This is a genomic window from Paenibacillus sp. JT22N15 (assembly GCF_059383755.1).
In genome coordinates this window covers 131150-156850 of record NZ_JBXENV010000002.1, presented here as the reverse complement: position 1 = coordinate 156850, position 25701 = coordinate 131150, and the positions used below count along the sequence as shown (strand labels likewise).

Here is a 25701-nt window from a genome sequence, read left to right as displayed (position 1 = left end):
AAGGTGAAAAAAAGCAAATGTAGACAACCATTACCGAAAACGCTATTGCACCTGCTGCTGTTGCTCTGTTTGCTTTATAGCTCTTCCATTTCTTCTCTCGCTGCTGCCGCAGAAAGAGAGGCGGAGCCGATCCGCGTGCTGCTGCTCTATGACAGCTTGGCGGGTGGCACGCCAAAGGCTGGCAATGTCGAGGCGCTGCAGCAGCAGCTTGCCGCATTCGGGGCGCAGGTGACAATCCTCTCCGTAGATGGTTACTCAGGCGGCATGCTGGAGCAGTATAGCAAGGTGATTCTGGTGCGAAATGCAGCGGATATGGAGCTGACGAATGCTGCTTTTGTTCAGGATAGAGCAGCCTATCGCGGCGATTATCTTCACATCGGCGAGGATCTGCCTGCTCCGCAGCAGCAATCGCTGCATATTGCCATCGAACAAACGCCGAGCGAGGAAACGATGCGTCTTGCGATTGGCCCATTTTCAGATGAGGCGGTGCGTGTGCAAAACACCCCGTACATCGTGATGGAGCAGACGGCAGCAAATCCTTCGGTGAATCTTCAGGCAGAGGCCTACGGCAGCTTCACGCCCAAGCAAAATAGCGGGGCGAACGGAAGCTCTCCCTACGCGGTGAGGAATGAGCATACGGCGTATGTGCCTTATTTTCAAAAGGGGAATTTGAGCGAGCTGGCGATATCGTATGTGCTGAAGGATTGGCTGGGACTTGCCGAGCCGGGGCAAACCTACTTGCTTTTTAAGGAAATATACCCGTTTTCGGATTTAACGCTATTGGCCCAAATGGCCGATACTTTATATGATGCTGGCATTCCATTTGCGATAAGCGTCCAGCCGGTGTTCAGCAATTCGGAGTTTCCGGCGATGCAGCGCTATCTGGAAACGTTAAAGTATGTCCAGTCGCGAAACGGCACTGTGCTGGTCAATGCGCCAGTCGTAGCTTCAACCATTGGTCAAAATGACCAGACGCTGAAAACGAAGATGACCTCGTTCATTGACGTATTAGCGGCTTACGGCATTGCCCCGCTTGGCATGGGAGCGGAAATGTATTGGTCCTACGATAAGGAATACGCTGTGGATGGCATGGGCTTCTTTAATTCGGCGGTGCTGCTGCCTAATAAGAAGCTGATGTACCGTTCGCAGACGAACGTTTCCCAGCCCTTCGCCTCATCGCTTTACAGCATAAGCCCGAGCTATCTTGCCAGCTTTGACCGTGAGGGCAAGGCTTGGGAGCCGCTTCCGATGAATACGGCGCTGACGTATGATTTTGCTGAAAATGAAGCGCAGCTAAGCGCCGATCTCGCCAGCATTACAGAGAGCTGGATGACCTTCGCAGATTATAAGCAACAAGGCCACGAGGTGCGAACCGAGGCGCATGTCATCCTGTCGCAAGGCGGCCATATGACCATTAATGGTCAAGCGGTAACCTTGAATGATGTGCTGCGGCAGGTCAGCTCTGATTTTGAATATGCAGATAAGGGCACGGTAAGCTTTACCACCTTGTTTAATGTGCAAAATAAAATTTTTATCGTCATTATTATTGTGTCGCTCTTCATATTCGGCTTCCTCTTTATGATCGGATACCGACTCTACAGACGCAAATACTTCAAATAAGGAGACAGCTATGACAATCGCAGACATCCTCATGTTGATTGCCGTTATCTGTATTTGGTCGCTTCTGCTCGTCAATGTGGTGCTGATAATCGCCGGATATTTATTTTATATTCAGAGCGAGGGGAAGCCTGTACCGGAAATCAAGGGGGAGACCCCCTTCGTCACGATTATGGTTCCAGCCCACAATGAGGGCAAGGTCATTACGAAGACAGTAGAGTCGCTGCTTGCGCTTGATTATCCGCATGACCGCTACGAAATTATCGTCATTAACGATAATTCCTCGGATAATAGCGCGGCGCTGCTTGCCGAGGTACAGGACAGATACGTGGGACGCAATTTAATCGTGATCAACACCGACAAGGTGACAGGCGGCAAGGGCAAGTCGAATGCGCTCAACATTGGCTTTCAGCAGAGCCGCGGCGAGCTTATCGCCATTTATGACGCTGACAATACGCCGGAGCGCACAGCGCTTCGCTATCTGGTCGGTGAAATTACGAATGATGATACGCTGGGCGCGGTCATCGGAAAGTTTCGAACACGCAACCGCGATACGAATCTGCTCACCCGTTTCATTAACATAGAGACGCTGTCCTTCCAATGGATGGCGCAGGCAGGCAGATGGAAGCTGTTCAAGCTTTGCACGATACCGGGAACGAACTTCATTATGTGGCGCCATATCGTCGAGCGGATTGGCGGCTGGGATGTGAAGGCGATTGCCGAGGATACCGAGATCAGCTTCCGTATTTACATGATGGGGTACCGAATCAAATTTCAGCCGAAGGCCGTCACCTGGGAGCAGGAGCCGCAAACGGTCAAAGTATGGTTCAAGCAGCGAACGCGCTGGGCGAAGGGAAACATTTATGTCATTGTGAAAAATATTCCCTTGCTGTTTGACCGCTCGGCGACGAACATCCGCTTTGATATATTATACTTTTTATCGATTTATTTTCTGCTTCTCACGTCGCTCGTTATGTCTGACCTGCTGCTCATACTTCACGCCTTAGGTTACGTACATACGACGATCGCCGGATTCAGCTCCTTTCTCTGGGTGCTGGCGGTCACGCTGTTTATTGTAGGCACTTATATTACGCTAACGACGGAAAAAGGCGAGCTGAGGCTGTCCAATGTGTGGATTATTATGCTGATGTACGTATCCTATTGCCAAATGTGGATGGTTGTTGCCGCTTACGGCTTATACACGTACCTCAAGGATTTAGTATTTAAGCGCGAAGCAAAATGGTACAAAACCGAACGTTATTAAAGCTGGGGGAGAGCATCATGAAAAGACGCATATTCGTCATTACCTTCATATGCATGGCGCTGCTGCTTGGACAGCTGGGCCAGCTTGGAGCAGCAACAGCAAGCGCAGCAGAGGCACCGGGAACAGAGAGCTATGATATTCCATTCATTACAGCAGATACATCCATGTCGGGTGTGATGGCGACGCGCCAGGACTTTTTTCAAATACCGTCTTATTGGAATGTGAGCAGCGTCGTCGTCAATATGGACTATAAGGTGTCGCAGCTCGCCGATAAGGACCGTTCCAGCGTCACTTTGGCGATCAATGGCGTAGCCTTCTATTCGTTCCGCCCGGATCGCACGGTAGAGAAAAAGCAGCGCCTGAGCGTGACGATTCCTCGCGAGCTGCTGGCGGAAGGCACAAACACGCTGTCGACAGAAGGAAGCATTCAGACGATCGTCAATGATCAAATATGCTCGCCGGATGAGGAGCGGGACAATTGGCTCCAGCTATACAGCAGCTCCAACGTGGATGTTCGTTATGTAAGCAAGCCGCTGGACGGCTCCATCCGTGATTTTAATGAGCGCTTTACAAGCCTCGATACAGTCAGCAAAAGCTTGAATACGATTGCAGTGCCGGCACAGGCTTCTGCGAAAGAAATGGAAGCGGCCGTCTATGCACTGTCTGGCTTTGCCAAGGCGAATACGCTTCAGGACAAGACGATTCCGCTGCTTGCCTTCGATGATGAATATTATGCAGGCAAAAAGCTCGTTACGGCTGTCGCCTTGTATGACCAGCTGCCGAGCGGGCTGAAGACAGCTGTCGGCACACCGGATTTGAACGGTAAAGCGCTGATTCAGCTCGTGCGCCAAGGCGAGCAATGGGCGCTCGTTGTAACCGCGAAGGATGAGGCGCTGCTTGTGAAGGCAAGCCGCCTTGTGGCGAATCAGGCATTGATGAGCCAGCTCAGCTCCGACCGTAAAATCGTCGATGAGAGCACCGATGTCTCGACGCCTGTGGTCAACATTAGCCGCAATGTCGTTTTGACCGAATCAGGCGACGAGCTGAAGGGCCCTCGTCATCAGGAGAAAGCTTATTTTGTGTCGCTGCCAGCCAATCGTTCCATCGCTGACGCAAGCAAAATCAGTCTCGATTTCCGCTATGCGAAAAACTTGGATTTTGACCGTTCGATGGTGACAGTGCTCATCAACAATACGCCAATCGGCAGCAAGAAGCTGACGGAGGAGCTGGCAAATGGCGATTCGATTACATTGCCAATTCCGAAAAATCTGGACATTTCCGGCAACTTTTCCGTCGTTGTCGCCTTTGATCTAGAGCTGAAAAATGCCGTTTGCGTGCAAAATCAGAACCAAATGCCGTGGGCTTTCGTGACGAAGGATTCCATGCTGCAATTGAATACGAAGGATCGGACGGAGCTGTTGTTCAACAACTATCCGTATCCATTTTTGAGAGATGGAGCATTTAACCAGGTAGCGGTCGTGCTGCCGCAGGAGCGCGATTCCTACACGTATCGTACGGTAGCGAACCTGTTTAACCTGCTCGGCCAATATGCAGAGGGCAACACGGGAGACGTTCTCTTTTATAGCGATGATGTTGCTGCTGATGTTTTGAAAGCCCGCAACGTCATCGCGATCGGAACCTTCCAAAGCAACAAGGTGATTCGTGATCATAATGCTGCGCTGTACTTCAAATATGATGCGAATGGCGCAGGCTTGCAGTCCAATGAGAAAATGAGCATCGACTCCGATTACGGCAAGCGTATCGGGACGTTGCAGCTTATTGACTCCCCGTATGAGGCGGGACATGGCTTGCTTGCCGTTACTGGGGCAGACTCGGAATATTATTATTTAGCTTCCAAGCTGGTCGCCAGCCAAGGAACGGTATGGAAGGTGTTCGGCGATGGCGTATCGACGGACAAGGACGGCAACATTAACGCATTTCGTTTCAAAAAAGAAGCGGAGCCCGAGCAAGCCTCCGTCATTAGCAATGTGATGGAACGCACCGATGTGCTCAGCTTCGTAATCGCGGCAGCGCTTGTTATGGTGCTGGTGCTCGTATCGCTGATTTTCCTGGCTCGCAAATATCGCAGAAGACGGGGTGATCGCGATGAGGCGTAATCAGAGCAGTCTTATTTCCGACAGCGGCTTCCTGCTGCTCATCGTCGTCAGCTTCATTTGCATTGTATTTACAGCGGGAGATCCTGACCGTTATTTGCAAAATGTTATTTTTCTGAATGTCGCTTTCCTGATTGCGATCATTACGTATTTCACGAATGTGACGACAGGGCTGATTCTCAACATTGTGTTTATTTTTGGCTTTGGTACCTATACGCTATATGGAACGCTTGTGGGGGGAGAGGCGGTCAGCAGCGTCAATTATTTCTGGCTCGTCATGACGCCGGTATTCACCTTGGTGACGTGGATGTTCACGCTTGCGGGCAGACAGCTCCAAACGGAAAATGAACAACTCAAGAAAACGAACAGCCGGCTGGCGACGATGGATGAAAATACGAATCTGCGCAACAGCCGCTCGTTCCAAAATGACGCCGCCGTCTTCATGGCGCTGTCCACCCGGTATCAAATTCCGCTCACACTGCTTGTTGTGAACGTGAAATATTGGGATGAGCTGCGGCGGATGGTCAGCGAGGAGCGGATGACGGAAGCGATCTTCGAGCTTTCGCAGATGAGCCAGACGAGCATTCGGACGAATGATTCGATTTATATGCTGAGCAAGGATAATCCGACTTGGGGGCTGCTGCTGTTCACAGACCGCCAAGGGGCGAATATCGTCATCGAGCGCTTGCGGCATAAAATCCAGGAGTTTAATTCTGCCGAGTTTTCGCATAAATACAAGGTGGAGCTGAGCCTAAAAATCGGGGCGCTGCAATATGAGCCGGAAGCGATCCCGACGCCGCTTGATTTCATCGTGCAGGCGCGGAAGCAGCTGGAGTATGATGTGTAAGCTAGAAGGATAATGGGAAGACAGATGCCGAATGGATAGCAATCTGGCGGATAGCAAGTTATAGAGAATCCCTTGATTTCAAGGGGTTCTTTTTTTTGCTGGTGATTGAACCTGAATTACGAATGCCTATAAGTAGCTAGTTCACAGATTAGATGAAACATGTACTATAATTATCCAATTTTGTGTTAATATATTAAATGGTGTGTACGTCCCCAAATATTGTAATGAATGAGTGTCGACCGCTTGAAAAATTAATTAAGGTTCACTCATCGGAGGTGGAATGAAATTTGTGTTTTTTTCTACATATAGCAACAAATGATAAAATACCCTCAAGCACATTAACTCATTACCAACAAATACATGATATCCATATAGACCAAATTAATGAGTATCTCAATGTTACTGTACCTCAACATTATTATCTCATACACAGACAGTGTTCTTGTGACTTTATTAGAGAGATTAATAACAGTTATAATGAATTATCGATATTATTTAAAGGTCTTTCTAAGCCATTTGATATTATCCTACTAGATGCAACTGTAACTCCAGATACTAATACGCATCTTAGTGAGGTTATTACAAATAGAAAGATAACGGAATCAGTAAGTCTGAATGATTTTTTGATAAATTACCCAACTAGATTAACTGTTTCGAAAATTTATACAATCATTTAATCAAAGTCTATTCCATTCTAATGTATCTCTCCTTTAAAAACTGTTGAGAGCCTCGATAGTCTTGTCTCCCTTTCGTGTGATGAGATCAACCATTTTTATCTGGTTGGTCTTTTTTGTTCTAACATACTTTTTCATCCTACTACTAATACAACGGTTGGCTTGTGAAAAGGCTCTTGAATAATGCCTGGTCTCAGTTTTCCTTCGCTTCATCATCATAAGGGTAGAGCACCATATATATGCCGCCGCGATTATGATTCATGAGCAAATAAAAAAGACCAACTGCCACAGCAATTATTCCACGGAACAAGGGGAACCCAGACCGAAGTACTTGAACGAATGGATACCCGATGATGTCATAGTGCAGGATGGTGTGGAGGCTACGCTTTCGTAATCCAAGTTGAATTTAAATTCAATATCAACTTAAGTTAAAATTAAAATAAAATGTCGAATATTAAGGAGGATTGTAAATTTAGATGTGGAATAGATAAATATGGTAATCATCTTTCTGGTTGATTTTAGGAGGGGATAGCAAGTGCTTACGGGCAGACTCCATATGGCACAGGCAGGGGAGAAGCATCATTCATTTCTATATCGTGTTTATGCGAGTACCCGCGAGGAAGAAGTAGAAGCATGGGGCTGGGAGGAATCGTTTCAGCAGGCCTTTCTGCGCATGCAATATGATTTACAGAAGCGCTCTTATGAATCGCAGTATCCGGATGCGGAGAACTATATTTTAATGAAGGATGATTTCCAAATCGGGGTTTGCATGCTTGTTCGCAAGGCAGATAGAATGATACTCGTTAATGTGGCACTGCTGCCAGCTTTCCGCAATTCTGGTTATGGCACGTACTTGCTTCAGGAGCTTCAGGAAGAAGCGGCTGAGAAAAAGCAGCCTATTCAACTGCATGTGATGCGGGGCAATGAGGCGCTCCGTTTATACGAAAGACTAGGCTTCCACATGGTAGAGGAGCAAGGCATGCATATATTGATGGAATGGAAGCCATAGACTCCTAAGACAGGACAGGCCTCGGCTCACCTATTGTTTTTCAGCAGCTTTAAATGTTCAATCGGAGGGGATTATAAAATGAGCGAGGCTTTTATTGGTGAAATTCGCATGTTCGCTGGTAATTATGCTCCACAGGGCTGGGCGAAATGTGAAGGCCAAATTTTATCTATATCAGAGAATGAAACGTTATATATGCTATTAGGGACTACCTACGGTGGTGACGGTATGTCGACCTTTGGACTACCGGACTTGAGAGGGAGGGTTCCCATTCATAAAGCGACCAATTATCCCTTAGGCATGAAGGCAGGAACAGAAAACGTCACACTCTTAACTACTCAGTTACCTACCCACACTCACTTACCCCAAGTAGTCCAAACTATGGGCAGTGCCTCTTCTCCCCAAAATAATACCTGGGCGAAAGCAGCCGTATATTCCACAGGTCTTGATAGCAGCAACAATCCACTTCCACAGTCTCCTATGAATAACAACAATCTTTCTTCCTTCGGTGGCAGTCAGCCCCATAACAATATGATGCCTTCCTTGACCGTTTCTTTTATTATTGCACTTTTCGGGATCTTTCCACCCCAGTCTTAATTGTTTTATAGATCTCATTCTTTTTATATAGGAGGTTGAAAATGAATCCATTTGTTGGCGAAATTAGAGTGTTCCCATTTGGTTTTACACCGAAGGGCTGGGCTCCATGCAATGGGCAATTATTGCAGATATCAACAAACACAGCGTTGTTCGCCGTTCTTGGCACGTATTATGGCGGGAATGGGAGGGATAATTTTGCGCTTCCGAATTTACAAGGACGGGTTCCCGTTCATGTCGGACAGAATATTCCACTTGGCAATGTAGCAGGAGAGGCCAATCACACCTTAACGGTAAACGAGATGCCGATGCATACGCACCAGCTCGCTGCTTCCTCGGAAACGGCTGATCAAATATCTCCAGCGGGGAATGCTTGGGCAGACACACCTTATACGCCTTATGCGCCTCCTTCTGCGAACGTCACTATGAATGCAGGCGCTATCGCCACTGCAGGTGGCAGTCAGCCGCATAACAATATGCAGCCATTTTTGGCGCTGAATTTTTGTATCGCTATTACAGGAATATACCCACCAAGAAGTTAAAGGAGGCAGCCTTATCATATGGATGCATTTACAGGGGAAATACGCATTTTTGCGGGGAATTATCCACCAAATAATTGGGCGTTGTGCAATGGAGCTATACTGCAGATTCAATCCAATTCTGTTTTGTACTCTATTATTGGCGCGCAATATGGCGGAAATGGATCGACAACCTTTGCTTTGCCTAATTTAATGGGGATGGCTCCATTGGGACAAGGAGCAGGTCCCGGGCTTACGCCAACAACGGTAGGCGAGCAGGGTGGAGACGCTCAAGTAACGCTTCTCTCTACTGAAATTCCTGCCCATACACATGCTGCTAACGGAATTGCGGCGGAGCAAAACTCCGATGATCCAGCCAATCATTATTGGGCGGAGACGAAAGCATCAGGACGGCCAGCCGTTCAGCGGCCGCTATATAAAGCAGCAAATAATACGCAAATGAATCCACTAGCGCTTACGCCAGCAGGCGGCAGCCAGCCGCATAACAATATGCAGCCGTACTTGGCAATGAATTTCATAATATGCCTTAATGGGGAATATCCTCCAAGAGGATAGAGGAAGCACAGGCTGGCTGAGATGGGATAGTGATGGAAGTCGCTCTTTTGAGAAAAAGAGTGATTACTTGTAGCGGGTGCAGGAGATCTCGGCAGATGCGGGATATAGCACCCGCTTTTTGAGTGGAAGAGTGAAGTTTATTAAAAGTGTGAAGATTTCTATTAGAACAAGGGGAGATGCGGTTATGAGGCATCAATTAGTGGGGCAGAAGGAAGGCAAAGTCACGATGAGGCGAGGAGAGTTTGGCAGTCCTATCAAGCGAGTTGCCGTTATGCTGCTCGTGCTTGCCGTTATGCTTAATCTGCTTCCGGCAAGTCTGAATGCAGCTGCGGGGACAGCGGATGGGACTTATGATTTTGGTGATACCTTAGGGGTAAATGATTCAGGCGGAACGGGCTTCAGGAAGCAGGGAGATAAGTTTGTCGTAACAAATGGCTTTGAACAGGACGGAACTTCTTTATGGTCGGCGCATTTGCAGACTGGGAATACGACGGGCGAGCTCGTCATTAAAGCGGAAGGGCAGACCGTGCTTAACAGTTTTACCTTTAAAGATTTAGGTATCAGCGCATATTCAGATTTGGTGAACCCTAGGCTTGATCAGCTTACTGTCACTTTAAAGGATGCTGGTGGTGCAGTGGTTGCTACGCACTCGAGCGCAGGTGTAGTTAATCTATATGAGAGCGGAGTCAACAAGAAATTTCAAATATCAACTTTATTGGGCAATGGAACCTCGTACAACTACTCGAATGTTGCTTCTGTAACGCTTCAATGGCACTTTTCAGATACTTTCAGTGCGCCATCCGACTTGAATATTGATGACATCACGCTGACGAATATGATCAGCCCTATACCTCAAGACACACCGACATTTAATCCAGCAGCGGGAGCAGTGGCCTTTGGCACTGAGCTATCTATTATTTCGGCAGGAGCCGAGCATATTTACTACACGACAGATGGCAGTACGCCAGCGACAGCGGTAGGCGGTTCGACGCTAGAGTATAATGCGTCAGCGAAGCCGACCATTAACGCAGCAATGACCGTGAAGGCGATTGCCACGAAGACAGGCAAACTGAATAGTGCTGTAGGCAGTGCAAGCTATATACAAGCTGCAACTGCGAATTTGACGGGCCTCGCGCTCAGCGGCAGCCCAAGTGGTTTTGTGTTTGCGGGCGGCACGTATGCGTATAACGGAGTGACAGTCGCGAATGGTGTTGCGAGCGTACAGGTGACACCGAGCGGGGCAGGCACGCTGACCGTAGACGGAACGACGGTACTGAGTGGAGTAGCTTCGACGGCAATTACGCTTACGCCGGGAGTGGAACGCACGATTACCGTTGTCGCAACAGAAACGGGAAAAAGTGCAAAAACGTATGTCATTAAAGTGACACGTGAGCAGGTAACCCAGGAAACGCCAACGTTTAACCCTATAGCGGGAGCGGTCGCTTTCGGAACGGAGTTAGAGATTCTGTCAGCAGGAGCCGACCACATCTACTACACGACGGACGGAAGCACGCCAGCGACAGCGGTAGGCGGTTCGACGCAGGAGTATAATGCGTCAGCGAAGCCAACGATTAGCGGAGCAGTGACGGTGAAGGCGATTGCCACGAAGGCGGGCAATTTGAACAGTGCTGTAGGTAGCGCGAGCTATACGCAGGCGGCGACAGCGAATTTGACGGGCCTCGCGCTCAGCGGCAGTCCAAGTGGTTTTGTGTTTGCGGGCGGAACGTACGCGTATAACGGCGTGACGGTAGTGAATGGTGTTGCGAGTGTAACGGTAACGCCAAGTGGATCAGGCACGCTAACCGTAGATGGAACGACGGTAGCAAGCGGAACAGCTTCGGCGGCGATTACGCTTACGCCGGGAGTGGAACGCACGATTACCGTTGTGGCAACGGAAACGGGAAAAAGTGCAAAAACGTATGTGATTAAAGTGACGCGCGAGCAGGTAGCGCAGGACACCCCAACATTTAATCCAGCAGCGGGAGCCGTGGCATTCGGAACGGAGCTAGAGATTATATCGTCAGGAGCCGATCACATCTACTATACGGTAGATGGAAGTACGCCAGCGACAGCGATAGGCGGCTCGACGCATGAGTACAATGCAGCAGCGAAGCCAACGATTAGTGCTGCGATGACGGTGAAGGCGATTGCCACGAAGACAGATAGTCTGAATAGTGCTGTAGGCAGCGCCAGCTATACGCAGGCAGCTACGGCGAATTTAACAGGCCTCGCGCTTAGCGGCAGTCCAAGTGGTTTTGTTTTTGCAGGTGGTACGTACACGTATAACGGCGTGACGGTAGTGAATGGTGTGCCGAGTGTAACAGTGACACCAAGCGGAGCAGGGACGCTGACCGTGGATGGAGCGATGGTAGCAAGCGGAACAGCTTCAGCGGCGATTACGCTTACGCCGGGAGTGGAACGCACGATTACCGTTGTAGCAACGGAGACGGGGAAAAGTGCAAATACGTACGTCATTAAAGTGACGCGCGAGCAGGTAGCGCAGGAAACGCCAACGTTTAATCCATCAGCGGGAGCCGTGGCCTTCGGTACGGAGCTAGAGATTATATCGTCAGGAGCCGATCACATCTACTATACGGTAGATGGAAGTACGCCAGCGACAGCGGTAGGCGGCTCAACGCTGGAATATAATGCATCAGCGAAGCCAACGATTAGTGCAGCAGTGACGGTGAAGGCGATTGCGACGAAGACAGACAATCTGGACAGTGCGGTTGCGACCGCGAGCTATACGCAGGCGGCGACAGCGAATTTGACGGACGTTGGGCTGAGTGGTGCACCAAGCGGATTTGTTTTTGCAGGCGGGACGTATGTGTATAACGGCGTGACGGTAGACAATAGCGTCGCGAGCGTAACGGTGACGCCAAGCGGAGCGGGCACACTGACCGTAGATGGAGCGACGGTAGCAAGTGGGGCAGCTTCAGCGGCGATTACGCTTACGCCGGGGGTGGAACGCACGATTACCGTTATGGCAACGGAAACGGGAAAAAGTGCAAAAACGTATGTGATTAAAGTGACGCGCGAGAAAGTAGCGCAGGCAAAGCCGACATTCAATCCAGCAGCTGGAGCAGTCGCTTTTGGCACGGAGCTGGAGATTGTATCGGCTGGAGCTGACCACATCTATTACACGACGGACGGGAGTACGCCAGCGCCAGCGGTAGGCGGTTCAACGCTTGCGTATAATGCGTTGGCGAAGCCGACGATTAGTGCAGCGATGACGGTGAAGGCGATTGCGACGAAGGCCGATTATTTCGACAGTGACGTCGAAAGCGTTAGTTATACGCAAGCAGAGGCAGCAGACCTCATTAATCTTTCCTTAAGCGGCAGTCCAAGCGGTTTTGTGTTTGCCAGTGGTACGTATGATTATATCGGATTGACAGTCCCGTATAACGTCTCCACTCTTACCGTGACGCCAAGCGGAGCCGGAACAATTAAAGTGGATGGCGCGACGGTAACAAGCGGTATCGCTTCTGCCCCAATTAGTCTGAATGCTGGCGTAGAGCAGACTGTATTGATTGTTGTAGAAGAAGCAGGAAAACTTTCTAAAACCTATACGGTGAAGGTGACGCGCTTAAATATTCATGTTCCTGGCGTACCTACTGGTGTCACAGCTACCCACGGCAATGCACAGGCAATCGTTAGTTTTACTGCCCCTGCCGATAATGGGGGGAGCCCAGTGAAAGGGTATGAAGTGACAGCGATGCCAGGAAATATTACAGCTTCTGGTATCAGCAGCCCAATAACGGTGACGGGACTTACGAACGGAACCAGTTATACGTTTACAGTAAAAGCACTCAATATTGCGGGCAGCAGTGCCCCGTCTGCTCCGTCTAATGCGGTAACACCGGCTGCTCCTTCTAGTGGTGGAGGCAGCAGTGGAGGCTCTAGCAATCCGAGTACGCCAACGACTAAAAGCGTAAATGTCCTTATAAACGGAATTGTGTATAACATAGGCTCGACTTCAACTGCGATGGTCAACAATCAAAGCGTAACGACATTGACCGTCAATCAAGCAGCGTTGAACAGCAGGCTTGCGGACGAAACAAGCGGAGTTGTCGTTACGTTTCCGGTAGATATCCAATCGGGTGCGTTGATTGTGAAGCTCAATGGGGATAATGTGAAGGTACTGGAGCAAAAACAAGCTCTTGTCAAAATTCAAACGGGAAGCGCCACTTATACGCTTCCTATTGAGCAAATTACAGGCTCTTCTGATATACGCGAGCTTCTAAAGCAAACAGGGCTGGAACAATTGGAGTTTCAAATTGAGGTGGCAGCATTAACTCCAAGCAGGCTGCAGGAAGTGAAGTCAGCCGCTGCAAAGGGTGGCTTCGAGCTTATTGGAGAGCCGTTTAATTTTACAGTCAAGGTTGTCAATGGAACGACACAGCAGGAGATTGCAAAATTTAATTCTTATGTAGAACGTGAAATAGCGATTCCGAGTACCATTGATCCACAGCGAATTACAACGGCGATTGTGGTCGAGGCAGATGGCAGCATCCGTCATGTTCCAACAAAAATCGTACAGGTGAATGGCAGTTATTGGGCGAAAATATTCAGCTTTACTAACAGCACTTACGCTTTAGTCTGGAATCCAGTTAAGTTCCAAGATGCTGCTGGACATTGGGCTGAGCAGGCAATTAATGATATGGGCTCGCATATGGTCATCAGCGGTGTAGGTAGCGATCGTTTTAATCCGAATGCGCCCATTACCCGTGCTGAATTTGCGGCTATTATCGTAAGGGGTCTGGGGTTGAAGCTGGAGACCGGGGCTTCCGGATTCTCTGATGTGCAGACCGGCGCTTGGTATAATCAGGCGATTCAAACAGCTGTTGCCTACAAGCTGATTAATGGCTTTGAGGACGGAACCTTCCGGCCCAATGAGCCAATAACCCGCGAACAAGCGACGGTCATTATCGCCAAAGCAATGGCCGTCACCGGACTGAAAGCGGGATTGCCAGCGGGAAATACAGATGATATATTACGGCCTTATGCCGATGCGAATGAAGCGGCAGTGTGGGCGAAAAGCAGCCTTGCAGACAGCTTGCAGGGCGGAATTATTTCAGGCCGATCGGGTGCGCAGCTGGCCCCTAAAGCTTTTATCACCAGAGCGGAAATTGCAGTGATGGTGCAGAGGCTGCTCGCTAATTCGAAGCTGATTTAATAGTTTAAAACATTAAAACATGAAACAGCCCCTGAAGACTTATGTCTTCAGGGGCTGTTCGCGCTGCGGCAACCCATAAAATTATATTTGATAAGCGCAGGGCTTTTCCCTATTTTTTAACAAATGCTTGACATAGAAACGTATTATGCGCATAATACACTTAAAGTGTATGAACTACTTGGTACACACACTGGAACAAGAATGAGAGGTAACGGGATGAAGACAAATGAAGGCTGGACGGAAGTCGCTTTCAATGGCCGTGACCCGGTCTACTTGCAGGTCGTCAAGTTTTTTAAGGAGCAATTGGTCATTGGGAAAATGGAAGCCGGACAAATTATTCCCTCGCGAAGGGAGCTCGGCGCACTGCTCAAGATCAACCCCAATACGGCGCAGAAAGCTTATAAGGAAATGGAGGAACAGCAGTTGATCGTAACAGAAGGAAACTCGCCAAGTCGGATTACTACAGACGAGAACGTATTGCGGGCTATCCGCGCGGAGCTGATAGGCGAGGCTGTGGAGGCATTCGTTGCCTCTGTTCGTAAAATCGACGTTCCGGTGGAGGAGCTGCTGGAGCTGGTCAAGCATAAGTATACGGAAGATAAGCAGCTGAGTGGCGAGAAGCAGGGGGGAGGCGCGCAGTATGATTGAGGTGCGGGATATACATAAAAAATATCGTCGGCGCAAGGTGCTTGATGGTGTCTCCTTTCAAATCGAGAAGGGTGAAATTACCTGCCTGATTGGCACGAATGGAGCGGGCAAATCGACCATTATGAAAGCCATTATGGGGCTGACGCCGATCCGCAAGGGCGAAATCACAATGGATGGTCAAAAGCTTGGCAAGGAGCGGTATGAGAAAATTTCTTTTATCCCGGATCATCTGACGATGCCGCCTGCGATGAAGCTGGATGAAGCGATGGTATTCATGGCGGACTTCTACCGCAGCTGGAATGAGGATCGGGCCAAGGAGCTGATGACATTTTTTCAACTGGAAGGGAAAGAACGGATCGGCCATTTGTCCAAAGGGACGGCGGCGAAGTTCAATCTGCTGCTGGGACTTGCGCTGGATACCGAATATGTGCTGATGGATGAGCCGTTTTCCGGCATTGATATGTTCAGCCGAGCGCTCATTACGGAAGTTTTTTCGAGCCATCTAATTGAAGATCGCGGTGTGTTGATTACGACGCATGAGATCGCAGACGTTGAACATCTTATTGATCAGGCCGTGCTTTTGAAAAATGGTTCGGTTATCCGCAATTTCAACTGCGAGCAGCTTCGTATGGAGGAAGCCAAGTCAATTGTGGATGTCATGAAGGAGGTGTATCAGGCTTGAAGTTTTATTTGAAGCTGGTACATATGGAAGTGCACCGTTTTCGCTATTTGCTTGGCGGATTAATGGCGTTAACGCTTCTCATGCAATTTGGCGTAGTGCTGCTGTGGTCTCTTAGTGAGCGCAGCATTAGAACAGGCCCTGGCTGGAGTGAGAAATTGAATACGTATCATCCTTTCTCTGAGACCGGGAAGCTGACGTTTAATGAGCTGATGTTCAACAATCAATTTTGGTTTTCCTTTCCGGTACTGATCAGCATTGCAGTTATCGCCGGTTATGTTTTTCTCATTTGGTACCGCGATTGGCTGGGGCGCGATACGTTTATTTATCGGCTGCTGATGCTGCCGAGCAATCGCGGCTGCATTTACGCAGCGAAGCTGACAGCGATTTTGCTGTTTACGTTCGGACTGGTCTCCTTCCAGCTGCTGCTGCTTCCGCTTGAAATGATGCTGTTCAATTTGGTTATACCAGAAGCGCTGCGCGATCCGTCCTATTTGTCGCAGGCGATTTTGCAAAATCAAGCATTGAAAGTGCTCATTCCAGGCCAGTTTGATGCATTTGTGATGGCCTATGCGATTGGGATTTTGACCGTACTTGCTGCTTTTATGGTTATTTTGCTGGAACGAAGCTATCGGGTTATTGGCATTGGTTATGCTGTTATTTATTTGTTCGTATGCGGCGCCGCGCTGCTGGCTCCTATTACTTTGCAGCGGCCGGGGAATACGGCTTCCTATTTATATCCAGGGGAAACTTACTCTATTATGCTGGCGTTGACCGTCATTCTCGTTTTGGTATCCGTATGGCTTAGCATCAGACTGTTAAATAAAAAGATTACCGTGTAAGGAGGGGCAAGATGAAACGTTATATCACTACGCTGGCGCTCGTCCTGCTCGCAGCAGCAGGGTTCAGCACGTATTACGCTTTTGGCTCGGCAGACCATTTGCCGGAATATCGATTAGAGACGCTGGAAGGGGATGCGAATGAAGCGGCTAATCTGGTATTAGTCGGTTCGTATATAGGCGGGAAGGGCTCGCAGCCTCTAAATTTAACTGTACACGGCAGTGAGTATCGAAGCAGGAAGTCCCTTTATGAATCGTATATAACTGATGCTCGTGAGTGGTTTTATGAGCAAGAGGGCATGAGAGAGCTTATTGAAAAATATCCCGCTTTCATGCGGGGCAAAGCGGAGATAGGCAGCTTTTATCAGGATCAGGACTGGCTAGCCTACGCTGAAATTCCATACAATTCGGCTACTAGTGACCCGGAAGGAACGATAGAGGTAGAGATGCTGAATCGAAGCACTGGCAAGGTCGCAGACTATTCGATTGCATTAACTCCTTTTTCTCAGCAAGGCATGAGAGAGCATGCAACCATATATGATGTACAACTGCAAGCAGATGGTCTTCATGTGATGGTAAACCAATATGAAACAGATAGTAGGCCATCAGGAGCAAAACAGTATTTTGATTATATAATCGATTCGGATAGCGGTCAGCTCATTAAAAGGATTGCCCTGGAATTTCTAGATGCTGCTGGGACCAAGCTGACTCCCCTTTCATCTGCAGCCACCCAAAATGATTATACAGCACCAAATGATTATTTTGTTTTAAGTATCGTTACGCAGGAACAGACGGGAGAAGCCAACAGCAGCAGCGTTCCGACAAACGTTCCGGCAGAACTTTATGTGTATTCGTATAAGAGCGGGATAACGCAGCGCTTGCCGGATGAAATGCAGAAATTGGATGCGCGTAGAATGGGGGGGCGCTACATTTCAGGCGGTGACCTCTATTTTACAAATTACAATGAGACGCTGATTGCGGTATCACGTTATAGTCTGGAAACAGGGGAAAGACGAGGTGAGACTTGGTCACTGTTGTCAAGCCAGATTGGCGAGGGCGAATTGCAGAGCTTTTTTATGAATGGAGAGCGTCTGTATGTTTTGCTCGGTAAGGAAGATGCTCGAACCGTTGTGGTAATGAATGCTGCAACTGGCGAGCCATTATATAAAGGCAGTGTGACAGCTGAGGGCAGCGAGGAAGAGAGACAGATCGCATTAAGCGATATGGCGCTAAATAATATGAGCATTAAAGAATAGACTAGCAAACATCCCAAATAAGAGGGTGAGGTGCAAGGCATGCAGGCAGCAGCTAGCCTGGATCATACGGTCGAGGTGCTCAGGGAGCTGGAAACATGGAGCTATCAGCTTGCCTTTTATATTTTGCAGGATGAGCGGCTTGCCGCTGAGGCGGGCAAACAGGCGCTGCTTGCCATTGGCCAAGAGCAGGACTTCCATCTCCAATCCCCCGCTGAGCGCCGAGAGAAAGTGAAAAAGATGATTATGCGCAAAGCGCTTATCGTAAGCGCAAGCAGCGGACGCCGTTCATAACGGTGTCCGCTGTTTTTTCTATTATTATCAATTGTTTTTCTATTGCACCGTCAAACGGGCATCGGCTTCGAAGGACAGCAATGCCACTCACCCTTGAACTAGGAGACGGGGGAGTGCACCTGCCGATATTTGGACGGGGACAGCCCTTCGCGCTTCGTAAAGTGGGAGGTGAAATGGGACGTGTGGACAAAGCCGACCTCCTCGGCGATTTTGCCAATCGGATAGGAGGTTTGCGCAAGCAAACGCTTCGCCTGCTCCATGCGATAGACTAGCAAATATTCGACGGGCGTTACACCATACATTTTGCTCATACATTTGGCTAAATAATTAGGATGATAGTTTAAGTGAATTTGCAGCATTTTATTCGTAATGGGGAGTGCATAGTTTTGGCGGATGAACAGCTCAATCTTTCTGGCAAGAGCGGCGGTCGTAGAGTCTGAGGCTAGAGCCGGCTCCTCCTTCAATTCATGCAATAAGGCTTGAAAATGATCCTGCCTTTTCCAATTGCGCAAGGTGGGCGGCGCCTGCTCCAGCTGGGAAAAATGGCCCAGCAGGCTGAGAGCCTGAGCGGACAGACTTCTGTGTTTTTGGATAAAAATAGAGCTTAAATCGCGGTTGTGCAAATAGGCTTTTGCCCGGTGCGACTCCATGAGAGAGGCTTGCTCTTCAGCAGCAGCCTGCAACGATTCGCTTGTGCGCCAGCTTCCGAAAATTTGAAAATGAATCCAGACAATTTCGGTAGGCTCCGTGCATGGGGCAAAGCCGTAATGCAGCGCATCGGGGCGCAAAATGAGCATTTGCCCCTGCTTCAGACTCCACTGCTCCTCCTCCTCGCTAATAAATAAGGTGCCACGGGTGACCGCAATTAGATCAAAGACGCCAATGCTTCTGCGTCTAATATGCTGCTCGCCCGGCGCGTAGACGTTTGTACCACAATCGATAATGCAAGGAACCGGCGGTGTGATAAAATGCAAAACGGTTGGTTTCAACGTGCACCTCCATCATACTTGAGTCGGCTTTGTATGAATGAACAGCTTCGTTTTTTCTCTATCATACTCAAGGCGGCTCACAAACTCAATCGAAAAAATAGAAGGCAGGCAACTTGCGCAAAAAAAGGTTACACGTTTAGATTTTGGAAATCAGGTTGCGAATATGATAGTTTTGGTTGAAATCATTAAATCCTATTCAAAAATACCGTGCTATGATAATAAAAAAGCGCTTACATATGCTTGTGAAGTAAGCGGAAAGGGGTGCCTGCTGTTTCCTATTTGAATGAGGAGCTAGAATGAAGGAGCGGTTTCTCACTAAAAATCTAAACGATTAACAAGGAGGCTGTTTTGTGATAAAGAAGAGATGGAAAACGTTAACGGCTAGACGGACCATAGCTTTATTTTCAGCAGTAGCCATTATAGCGGGATTATTTAGTCCATTAATCGGGAAGGCCTGGGGTGCGGAAGCAGAGGGCGGCGGCTTGCAGGTGGAAATCGGGGAATATGGCGAAATTAGCTCGCTTAAAATCAAAGGCGATTTATACCCGACGGAATATGTGATGAACAAGACGGTTGCGCCGGAGCAAAATACAGCCGATCACCAATGGATGGGCGAGCTGATGTTTACGTATCGCTTGGGCGATAACGGGCAATGGAAGGAAGTGTCGACCAATCAATCAGGTGATGTGCGGCAGATCGCAAGAGATGGCGATGTGACAACGGTGACGTATGCAGGGTCGCAAAATGCTGGAGGCATAAAGGATTTCACTTTGGTGGAAACCTACACGCTAGAGGAGGATGGAACGCTAAACTGGACCATTCATCTGACGAATACGAGTGGGCAAAAGCTGGAGATCGGCGATTACGGCGTACCGCTTCCTTTCAATGAGCAGTGGAATTACGGGGATGCGATTTATGAAACGCGGGTCGTGAGCCACTCCTTTGTTGGCAATAACAGCTCGTATATGACGGCAAGCCGTCCTAGCGGACTAGGCTCCTACCTGCTGATGACGCCGGATGCGCAGACGAAGGCCGGCTTTGAATACCAGGATCGGTGGCGGCAGGAGGAACGCCCGAACAGCAAATGGACGGGAGAAAGCGGCAAGTGGATAGAAGGGCTGAACGTCTATTACATTCACTCCAATGTGATCAAGAAGACGAACCGCGGCTATTTGCCGAATACAAGCCTCATCCTGGAGGCTGGAGCTGACAATCAGTATGGCTTTAATTTTCATGCTGTTGCTGATGAGCATCAAATGAAGCAGAAGCTGTATGAGGAAGGACTGGTCGATGTCAGCGTCGTTCCCGGCATGATCGTTCCGACTAATCAGAAGGCGAAGTTCGATTTGCGTACGAAGCAGACGATTAACTCCGTTAAAGATGATGCGGGCAACGACATTCCGCTGGTAGAGAGCAAGGCTGGCGACCATCATATTTACGAGCTGCAAATGACGAAGCTGGGGCCGAACGATATTACAGTCAATTATGGGGATGGCCTCAGCACCGTTTTGCAATTTTATGCGATTTCGCCTATCGATGAAGCTTTGGCGGCGCATTCTGAATTTATGGTGGATTCCATGCAGTGGCAGGCGCCGGGCGAAATTTATGACAAAGTGTTTGACGACTGGATGATGAACACGAAGAAGAAAATGGGCAATTTCAACGGCTATTGGGGCTGGGGCGACGATTGGGGGCTGACGCATGGGCAGTTTCTGGCGGAGAAAAATGCCCTCGATCCGGTGGCGAGAGAGGTCAAGGCAGTCGACGAATATTTGGAGACGGCGATTTGGACAAATTTGATGAACGGGCATCATGACGATTATTTGATCCATGACTTTTTAATGCCGGAGCCGAATACGACGCCGACCTATCGGGGTTATGCGTATCCGCACATTTACAACACCTTCTTCAGCATGTATAAAATCGTTAAAGAATACCCTGGTCTCATCGACTATGAGCATGATGCAAATACGTATTTGCTGCGGGCCTACAATATTATGAAGGCGCTCTACGAAGGGCCGGTTGCCTACAACTGGAATACGGGATTGATGGGCGAGCTGACGACGCCGGCGATTATTCAAGCGCTGCAGGATGAAGGCTACGTCGTCGAAGCCAGCGATATCATTGGGAAAATGGCAACGAAATATAATAATTTTAAAAATACGAAGTATCCGTACGGCTCGGAATACAGCTATGACAACACGGGCGAGGAAGCGGTCTACACCCTTGCCAAAATGCAAAGCGATAATGCGGCCGAGCAGCTCAAAGCTCAAGAAATGATGGGCAAAATTAATGCCAAAACACGGGCCTCGCGCGGCCATATGCCGGTGTGGTATTACTACACGGACCCGGTTACGATTACGGGCGAAAACTGGTGGAATTTTCAGTACACCGTATCGCTCGCCGGTTATGCGATGGATGACTGGATTCGCTATCAGTCAAGCGGCAACCGGGAAGTAGAGCAGCGGCTTTCTTATGCGGCGAAAATCGCCAACATTGGCGCTATCAACACGGGACAGATCAGCGACGATCCGGCCAACTATGGCGCTTCGGCATGGACGTATCAAGCGGAGAAGGGCAATCTTGGCACGCTTGGACATGGCGGTGGCGCATCGCTCCCACTGCTTAACGGCTGGAGAGGCATGACGGGAGAATCCGACCTTGGCTTGTTCGGCGCTCTGCAAATTTTAAGCGCGGACGTTGCGATTGATCCGATTTTTGGACTGACAGGGTATGGAGCGAATGTGACGGAGGATAGCGGTTCTTATTCAATTGAACCGATAGATGGGCTTTATAAGAAAATAAATCTGATTACCGAAAAGCTGTATTTGACGCTTGAGCGGGACCAGTTTACGCATGCGGAACTGTCCAAAACCAAGGATGCAGCTGCGCTGAATATTAAAAATCTGACGCCGGGTACAGCGCATCAAGTTCATTTGACGCTGGAGGGCTTGAAGCCAGGAGCCTATGCCGTAACGGTGGATGGGCAGCCAGCAGGCAAGCTGAATGCGTTTGGGGCAAAAGCGATTCTTGCGGTAGATGCGCCAGCAGCCGCAAATTATACGGTTGAGCTGAGTGAAACGACGCCAGATCCGAATACAGCGCCAACGGTTCATGCGGGTGATGATCAGGAGATTCATTTGTATGATAATTTGGTGCTGAAAGGCAGTGTGCAGGATGATGGCCTTCCGGCCGGAAAGCTGACGGTGCAGTGGAGCATGGAATCTGGCCCCGTGGGCGGTGTGGTGGACTTCGGATTTGCGACCTCGTCTGTAACAACAGCCCAGTTTAATGAGCCGGGTAATTATGTATTAAAGCTCAGTGCAGATGATTCGGAGCTGAATGCCAGCGATACGGTGAGCATTACCGTTAGTCCGCCAGCGGCCCTTCCGGACGTTATTGCAAGCTATAACTTTAATGAGACGTCGGGCACGATTGCCGCAGATTCTTCTGGCAGCGGAAAGGATGCTTCCCTTAAAGGCACGTCTGCATGGGCAAGCGGCCGCTCAGGCAACGCCGTCAAAGTAGGCGGTACGGACGGTTATGTGCTGCTGCCGGACAATGTGCTGGGACTTACGGAGAAAATTACGGTTGCGGCTTGGGTGAAGGCCGATCAATTGAATGATTACTCCCGATTGTTTGATTTTGGCACAGGAACGCAATCCTATATGTTTTTGGCGCCGAAGGTAGGCTCCTCGATGCAATTCAGCATAACGACGGGCGGAAACCAGCCGGGAGCCGAGCAATCGATTACCGGACCCGCGCTGACTACGGGCGAATGGAGGCACGTAGCGGTAACGCTGGATGGTTCGCTGGGCATTTTGTACGTGGACGGCGCAGAGGTTGGACGCAATGACCATATGGCATTAACGCCGAGAAGCCTCGGCAAAACGAAAAACAACTACATCGGCAAATCGCAGTATAGCGATCCTTATTTAAATGCCAGCGTCGATGATTTTCAGCTGTTCAGCCGTGCTTTAACTGCGGCGGAAATTGCGGCAATGGTTGCTCCGCCAGTTGATGAAATCGAACGCATTGAAGAGGTGCAGGTGTCCACTCCAGTGGACGTAGCTCCGAAGCTGCCAGCATCGGTTAAGGTTTATTTGAAAGATGGAAGCTCCATTGATGCATCGGTGAGATGGAACGACATTCAGCCGGAGCAGTACGCGGAAGCGGGCAGCAGCTTTACGGTAAAAGGCCTCGTTATTGGCACAAGCTTGGAAGCGACGGCAAATGTAACGGTAATGGCCCGAGAAATACAAGGTTATCCTTCGCTCGTTGTTCGCTACAATTTCGATGAGACGGAAGGAACGATCGTCCAGGATGCATCCGCTTCAGCGCTGAATGGCACGATTAACGGAGAATTGGACCGGGTAAACGATGGACATACCGGAGGAGCATTGCAGTTTGATGGCGTTTCTGGCAATTATGTAGACGCAGGCAGTAGTGCGGCTTTGCAGCCTGGCAGCTTGACACTGTCCTATTGGATTAAACGGACGGAAAATATGAATGACCGCGAAAATGTGCTGCTCTGGTTCAAACCGGAAAGCAATTATGCGGGCAATGGCTTTTTCTTGACCTACAATGGCAACTCGAGCATTTTTTATGTCGATGGCGCCAACGGTTTTTATGTTAAGCAATCGCCGAATGATTTTCTGCCGCTGAATGAATGGACGAATGTCGTCATTACATTTGATTCCGCGACCGGCGAACGGGCGATTTATAAAAATGGGGTGGCGCAGACGCTGGGCACAGACGGCACACCGAGGAAGATAACCGCTACTGCGGATATCAAAAAGATCGGCGTATCCGGTTATGGCAACGGGGCGCAGCTGCATGCGGGCCTTGATGATTTCCGGATTTACAATGGGCCGATGACGGCCTCGCAAGTGAAGGGTTTGTATGAAGGCAAAGATATTAAAAGCGTAGATCAAGCAGCAGCAGCAACGACCGTTGGCACTGCGCCAAGCCTCCCGGCAAGCGTTCAAGTGACGTATGAGAACGATGCGAGAGGAACCGCTTTTGTCGTCTGGGATGCAATAAGCGCGGAGCAATATGCGGCAGAAGGCAGCTTTGCTGTTGCAGGGACGGTTGATGGAACCTCGCTTCGTGCGGAGGCCGTTGTGACGGTGACGGCGGCACCGGTGGAACCGACGCCAACGCCGACACCAGCACCAACCGATACGCCGGTGACGCCAACACCAACGCCAGTTCAAACCGATACACCAGTGACGCCGACACCAGCACCAACCGATACGCCAGTGTCGCCAACACCGACACCATTGCCTACGGATTCGCCGGTGACGCCAACATCATCACCAGCACCAGCAACGTCGAGTCCGACTACATCATCGACGCCAACACCGTCACCATCGGCAACGCCACTACCAGCAACGAATCAAGTGGTGACGGGCAATGAGCTGGCAAGCAGCAATGGCGGGATCGTTAAGCTTCAGCTTGCCGCTGGCAAGAGCAAGCTTGTACTTCCCGCGAATGCCGGCACATTGCTGGGAACTTCTACACTTCGTGTAGAAAGCAGCGGAGTAGTGCTTGAAATTCCAGCAAGCGTGCTTGCGGATTTGGTAAAGCTTATTGGAGCAAATGAAGCTGCAACAGCGCAAATTATTTTGTCTTTGGATAGGCTGGAGCAGAACGTTCAATCCGGCAGCTTAAAATCATCCGGGGAAGCTTACGCGTTTACTTTGCTGATCCGCACAGCAAATGGTACGGAGAAGGAGCTGGCCAATTTCTCCTCGCCAGTCGGCATTCAATTGAGCTATAACGCGAGCGCGGATGAAGAAAATCTGCTGGGCATTTACTGGTACAACGAAAACGATCAGAAGTGGGAGTATGTCGGCGGCAAAATCGACAAGGCTGCCAAGCTAATCAGCACCTCCGTACCTCATTTCAGCAAATATGCGGTCATGTCTTATGAAGCAGCTTTCAGCGATGTGCCTGCTTCGCATTGGGCGTATGATGCGGTCCGTTCATTAACGGCTAAACATATCGTCCTCGGGCTTTCAAATGAACGGTTTGCCCCGCAAAAAACGACGACCCGCGCTGAGTTTACAGCGATGCTTGTCCGGGCGCTCAAACTGGATACCGCTGTCGCTGGCACAACTGGCGCAGAGCAAAAGTTCGACGATGTATCATCTGACAACTGGTTTTATGATGAGGTAGGGGCAGCGGTAGCTGCGGGACTCATTCAAGGGAAGGATGCACGGACGTTCGCTCCGAATGAAGCGCTGACGAGAGAACAAATGGCTAGCATTATGGCCCGAGCTTGGGCGATGCTGAATGATGACGAGCAGTCTGCCAACCAAACGGCTCTGGACTTCGCAGATGCAGGCGACATATCGGAATGGGCAAAGCAATCAGTAGCTTTAGTAACCGAGCTGGAAATTATGAATGGCAAAAATCAAAATCGTTTTGATCCAGCTGCTATTGCAACGCGGGCTGAAACGGCCCAGGTTATTAACAAGTTTCTGCAAAAGCTGGAGTAGTCAGTAAAGATAGCGATTGACACAATAATAGGGTCGTCAAGCCATACGAAGAAGAGCCATCCCGATTCATAGGGGATGGCTCTCTTTTTTGCATAGATATGGTTCAATCA

At 49.4% G+C, this 25701-nt stretch carries 16 protein-coding genes; 15 read left to right on the top strand and 1 reads right to left on the bottom strand.

Features of this window, described 5'->3' with window-relative positions:
- The first annotated feature begins 3 nt into the window (after window positions 1-3).
- The 14 genes from AC50X8_RS04340 (at window position 4) to AC50X8_RS04275 (ending at window position 18099) form a co-directional block, all read left to right on the top strand.
- Window positions 4-1620 (top strand): hypothetical protein, encoded by a 1617-nt coding sequence (locus AC50X8_RS04340; protein ID WP_494878830.1) that lies wholly within the window; start codon window positions 4-6, stop codon window positions 1618-1620.
- A gap of 10 nt (window positions 1621-1630) precedes the next feature.
- A complete protein-coding gene (locus tag AC50X8_RS04335; RefSeq protein WP_494878829.1) occupies window positions 1631-2881 on the top strand; it encodes a glycosyltransferase family 2 protein in 1251 nt (416 codons plus the stop codon).
- Between the two features lie 17 nt (window positions 2882-2898).
- Window positions 2899-4998: a cellulose biosynthesis cyclic di-GMP-binding regulatory protein BcsB gene (locus AC50X8_RS04330; protein ID WP_494878828.1), complete on the top strand. Its 2100-nt coding sequence runs from the start codon at window positions 2899-2901 to the stop codon at window positions 4996-4998.
- Window positions 4988-5842, top strand: a complete 855-nt coding sequence (locus tag AC50X8_RS04325; RefSeq protein WP_494878827.1) for a diguanylate cyclase domain-containing protein — start codon at window positions 4988-4990, stop codon at window positions 5840-5842. Before AC50X8_RS04330 ends, AC50X8_RS04325 begins: the two co-directional genes overlap by 11 nt.
- Before the next feature lie 1209 nt (window positions 5843-7051).
- Window positions 7052-7525, top strand: a complete 474-nt coding sequence (locus tag AC50X8_RS04320; protein WP_081418637.1) for a GNAT family N-acetyltransferase — start codon at window positions 7052-7054, stop codon at window positions 7523-7525.
- A 78-nt stretch (window positions 7526-7603) separates the two neighbouring features.
- Entirely contained in the window at window positions 7604-8119 is a 516-nt protein-coding gene (locus AC50X8_RS04315; protein ID WP_494878826.1) for a phage tail protein, read from the top strand.
- Between the two features lie 41 nt (window positions 8120-8160).
- Complete coding sequence (locus tag AC50X8_RS04310) at window positions 8161-8658, top strand: phage tail protein (RefSeq protein ID WP_494878825.1); 498 nt, start codon at window positions 8161-8163, stop codon at window positions 8656-8658.
- Window positions 8659-8676: 18 nt separating this feature from the next.
- Window positions 8677-9210 carry a phage tail protein gene (locus tag AC50X8_RS04305; protein ID WP_494878824.1) on the top strand — a complete coding sequence of 178 codons (534 nt, stop codon included), beginning with the start codon at window positions 8677-8679 and terminating at the stop codon, window positions 9208-9210.
- Window positions 9211-9394: 184 nt separating this feature from the next.
- Window positions 9395-14386, top strand: coding sequence for a cadherin-like beta sandwich domain-containing protein (locus tag AC50X8_RS04300; protein ID WP_494878823.1), 4992 nt, complete (start codon window positions 9395-9397; stop codon window positions 14384-14386).
- 216 nt (window positions 14387-14602) lie between these two features.
- Entirely contained in the window at window positions 14603-15034 is a 432-nt protein-coding gene (locus AC50X8_RS04295) for a GntR family transcriptional regulator (protein WP_056031055.1), read from the top strand.
- On the top strand, window positions 15027-15716 hold the full coding sequence (locus tag AC50X8_RS04290) for an ABC transporter ATP-binding protein (protein WP_056031052.1): 690 nt from the start codon (window positions 15027-15029) through the stop codon (window positions 15714-15716). The genes AC50X8_RS04295 and AC50X8_RS04290 overlap by 8 nt, the downstream gene beginning before the upstream one ends.
- Window positions 15713-16555 carry a hypothetical protein gene (locus AC50X8_RS04285; RefSeq protein ID WP_056031049.1) on the top strand — a complete coding sequence of 281 codons (843 nt, stop codon included), beginning with the start codon at window positions 15713-15715 and terminating at the stop codon, window positions 16553-16555. Before AC50X8_RS04290 ends, AC50X8_RS04285 begins: the two co-directional genes overlap by 4 nt.
- Window positions 16556-16566: 11 nt before the next feature.
- The gene (locus AC50X8_RS04280; protein ID WP_494878822.1) at window positions 16567-17808 is read left to right on the top strand and encodes a hypothetical protein; all 1242 of its coding nucleotides are present in this window, start codon (window positions 16567-16569) and stop codon (window positions 17806-17808) included.
- Between the two features lie 39 nt (window positions 17809-17847).
- The gene (locus AC50X8_RS04275; protein WP_494878821.1) at window positions 17848-18099 is read left to right on the top strand and encodes a hypothetical protein; all 252 of its coding nucleotides are present in this window, start codon (window positions 17848-17850) and stop codon (window positions 18097-18099) included.
- Window positions 18100-18197: 98 nt separating this feature from the next.
- Here AC50X8_RS04275 and AC50X8_RS04270 read toward each other — a convergent pair whose 3' ends face one another.
- Window positions 18198-19088 carry a helix-turn-helix transcriptional regulator gene (locus AC50X8_RS04270; protein WP_494878820.1) on the bottom strand — a complete coding sequence of 297 codons (891 nt, stop codon included), beginning with the start codon at window positions 19086-19088 and terminating at the stop codon, window positions 18198-18200.
- Between the two features lie 350 nt (window positions 19089-19438).
- Between AC50X8_RS04270 and AC50X8_RS04265 the strand changes: the two genes are divergently transcribed.
- Window positions 19439-25591, top strand: coding sequence for a DUF5695 domain-containing protein (locus AC50X8_RS04265; RefSeq protein WP_494878819.1), 6153 nt, complete (start codon window positions 19439-19441; stop codon window positions 25589-25591).
- Window positions 25592-25701 lie beyond the last annotated feature (110 nt).